The organism is Acinetobacter rudis (genome assembly GCF_000829675.1).
GTDB classification, from domain to species: domain Bacteria; phylum Pseudomonadota; class Gammaproteobacteria; order Pseudomonadales; family Moraxellaceae; genus Acinetobacter; species Acinetobacter rudis.
In genome coordinates, this window is record NZ_BBRX01000131.1 from 1 (window position 1) to 3,041 (window position 3,041).

Here is a 3,041-nt window from a genome sequence, read left to right on the forward strand (position 1 = left end):
ATTTATCTCTTATACGTAACTTGAGGGTTTTCATGTTTAATATATTAGTTGGTCTATTTTAAAAAATCAAGAAATAAGAGTGAGTCATCACTGTGTTTTTAATATACACGTTCATTGTGTTTTGGTGACTAAATATCGAAAAATGTTGGCCTCAATGAATTAAATATTTAAAAAAGTTTGTTTAGACTTTGAAGTTGAATGAGTTGAATTTAATGGGAAGCTGACCATATTCATTATTTGGTTAATTACTCTCCTAAAGCCGCTATTTCAATCCGAGTAAATAGCTTAATAATTGTGGCTAACACCCATCGCTTATATCCTCACCCTGAACGGTGAGGTTTTACGCTCCATTGGATAAAACTATTATGAATGCATTGTTAAAGTTAAAAAATTTTCAATTTCATTCAATACGATCAGCGGTTTTTCCCAAGGCGTCCAGTGCCCACAATTGTCTATTTCAATTATCTGTGGATCAGGAATGATTTCTTTATACCTCTGAGCCATATGTTGACCTGAATTAGGATCAGTCTTCCCATTAATAAGCAGCATTGGAATTGGACTTTGTATTAGTGCGTTGACAAGTCTATCACGATGTTTAAATCTATCAAAAATTGAACGATTCAATCTTACTAAACATTTTTCGCCATTCTTGATTTTTAATTGTTGATACCATTGCTCAAGTTCGAAATTGCTCGGTTGATTATTTTGATCAAACATATTTTTCATACTATTTGCAAACATATCAAAAGACAAAAAAGAGGTAATTAAATGCCCCAATGAGCTTGCCATAATTTTTTGGATTAAACGTGGTCGATAGACTTCTGCAAATAAACTCCCATTCATAAAAATAGCAGACTGAATATTGAAAAATAAATTTTTTTTCAGTTGTCGATCAAGTAACTCTTGAATGATTCCCACACCCATATCATGTCCAATCAAATGAACATGATCTAAATTCAAATAGCTCAATAATTGTATACATTGATCGGCATGATCTTGAACACAGTAGTTATATTTATTAGGTTTGTCTGAAAAACCAAGACCAAGTAAATCAATAGCTACAACTTGGTATTTATCGGATAACTGATCCCAAATTTTAGACCAGTCAAATGAACTCGTTGGATAACCATGAATCAATAAAATGGTCTGTGCGTCAGATTTAGATGAAAATTTATAAAAAATTTTATAATTTTTAAAATCAATATAGCTTCCATCTTCCTTCCAGCTTTGCAATGTATGGTGCATTTTTATTTCCTCTTATGCTAGACTTACACTGTAAGGTAAATTACTCGGTAAAAAAAAAATATGTCAATTCCATCTGATCAACTAAAGAAATCAAAGCTCAATTTATCAAAAGAATTAATTATTGAATCCTCACTCAGCATGATTGAAGACAACGGAATCGATGGATTTAGCTTGCGTAAGCTTGCTCACAAACTCAATTGTGAAGCGATGAGCATTTACTATCACATGAAAAATAAAGACCAGATCTTCGATCAAATTGTCGACCACTTAATTTCAAAAATCACATTTGAAAATCAAAAAAATAATCCCAAAGAACAGCTAATATCGATCGCAAGACAGTGGAGAAGACTCGCACAGCAACACCCTAATTTTTTTCCAATCCTTGCTGTTCATCCATTAAATACCAAGAGTGGAAATCACTTTATGAATCAAATTTTAATGATCCTTGAAGCTGCAAATCTTTCACAAAAACAAGCCAGCTATTTTTTACGTGTCATAAATTATTATTTAATTGGTGTTGGTATTGATGATGCAAAGGGATATCACCTAGCAGTTAAACAAAATATAAGCGATGAAGATGCTTTATTGGCTAAAGCCAAGTCATATTGGACGATAGAAGATCAAAATCAAATTTTTGAATTAGGTTTAAATATCCTACTCAACAGTATATTTAATGAATGATCTCAAACTATACCTGAAATTTTTCATAGTATTCTTCGATTCAAACTACTCTTGCACAACACGATATTAAAATAGCACAGGAATATTTTACCAATTCAATATACCTAACAAATAAAGTGTACTGCCCCATCAAGCTATTCATCTTTTAAAGCGAGGAGTTTAATAAAAGTTGGACAAGCCAAATGATCAGGATGCGGGCAGTGCTGAATATGCTGTAAAGTTTGAATCAATATATTGAGCTGCTGAACTTTTTCTTGCATGCTGATAATCTTATTTTCTAAAGTATCTCGATCAATCTTGATTTTATTGTCCATAATAAAAATCTGTTGAATCTCTTTAAGCGTTAAGCCACTTTTTTTCAACAATCGAATCAATCCTAAAGTTTGTAAGGTTTGTTCTGTATACTGTCGTCTTAAACCACTGCGACCAATGGGTTTAATCAAACCCTTCGTTTCATAAAACCGAATTGCTGCAGTCGATAACCCAGACTGTTTTGATAAATCACCAATATCAATTTCTTTCATAACGTGCTTGACTTGAAGTTAACTTGAAGTTGAACACTATATTCATCTTAAGTTTAAATTTAGGCAAGAACTAATGACGCAATTACTCATACAGAGCATTATTATTGGGATTTTAGCAACACTCTTTCTGGACGTGTTTTCTTATTTACGCAAGAAAATCACTCAAACAAAACCAGCAAACTATGCATTTGTCGGGCGTTGGGTATTGAGTTGGTTTGATGGCACATTTAAGCATCAAAATATCGCACAAGCAGCAGCTAAACCTGGGGAACTGATCGTTGGCTGGGGTGTACATTATGTGACTGGGATTATCTTCGTTTGGTGTTACTTAATGCTCAGCAGTCTAGGTTTCTATCCAGTGAATTTATTAACTAGTATTGTTTATGGGTTGCTTACCACTCTTGCACCTTTTTTAATTTTACAACCTGCTTTTGGTTTTGGTTATTTCGCACAGCTTACACCTCAACCGAAACAAGCCAGAAAAAACAGCTTGATAGCACACTTTGTCTTCGGCTTGGGAATCTACCTATCCTATCTACTCATATACAACGTTTAACCCAAAGATATTTTGCATTGCTCCTTATGACATCT

4 protein-coding genes are annotated in these 3,041 nt (G+C 33.2%); 2 read left to right on the forward strand and 2 right to left on the reverse strand.

The genetic code is table 11. The features are described from left to right. Positions 1-363 precede the first annotated feature (363 nt). Positions 364-1,245 carry an alpha/beta fold hydrolase gene (locus Aru01_RS18100; RefSeq protein WP_016655531.1) on the reverse strand — a complete coding sequence of 294 codons (882 nt, stop codon included), beginning with the start codon at positions 1,243-1,245 and terminating at the stop codon, positions 364-366. A 60-nt stretch (positions 1,246-1,305) separates the two neighbouring features. Here Aru01_RS18100 and Aru01_RS18105 point away from each other — a divergent pair, with 60 nt between their 5' ends. After that, positions 1,306-1,926, forward strand: coding sequence for a TetR/AcrR family transcriptional regulator (locus tag Aru01_RS18105; protein WP_016655530.1), 621 nt, complete (start codon positions 1,306-1,308; stop codon positions 1,924-1,926). A 134-nt stretch (positions 1,927-2,060) separates the two neighbouring features. Here Aru01_RS18105 and Aru01_RS18110 read toward each other — a convergent pair whose 3' ends face one another. Continuing rightward, on the reverse strand, positions 2,061-2,450 hold the full coding sequence (locus tag Aru01_RS18110) for a MerR family transcriptional regulator (RefSeq protein ID WP_016655529.1): 390 nt from the start codon (positions 2,448-2,450) through the stop codon (positions 2,061-2,063). 73 nt (positions 2,451-2,523) lie between these two features. Between Aru01_RS18110 and Aru01_RS18115 the strand changes: the two genes are divergently transcribed. Next, positions 2,524-3,006, forward strand: coding sequence for a DUF2938 family protein (locus Aru01_RS18115; RefSeq protein ID WP_016655528.1), 483 nt, complete (start codon positions 2,524-2,526; stop codon positions 3,004-3,006). Positions 3,007-3,041: the final 35 nt, after the last annotated feature.

Bases quoted from the DNA above. Each gene is read 5' to 3' on its own strand.
- Aru01_RS18100 (WP_016655531.1), bottom strand. From the start codon at position 1,245: ATGCACCATACATTGCAAAGCTGGAAGGAAGATGGAAGCTATATTGAT.
- Aru01_RS18105 (WP_016655530.1), top strand. From the start codon at position 1,306: ATGTCAATTCCATCTGATCAACTAAAGAAATCAAAGCTCAATTTATCA.
- Aru01_RS18110 (WP_016655529.1), bottom strand. From the start codon at position 2,450: ATGAAAGAAATTGATATTGGTGATTTATCAAAACAGTCTGGGTTATCG.
- Aru01_RS18115 (WP_016655528.1), top strand. From the start codon at position 2,524: ATGACGCAATTACTCATACAGAGCATTATTATTGGGATTTTAGCAACA.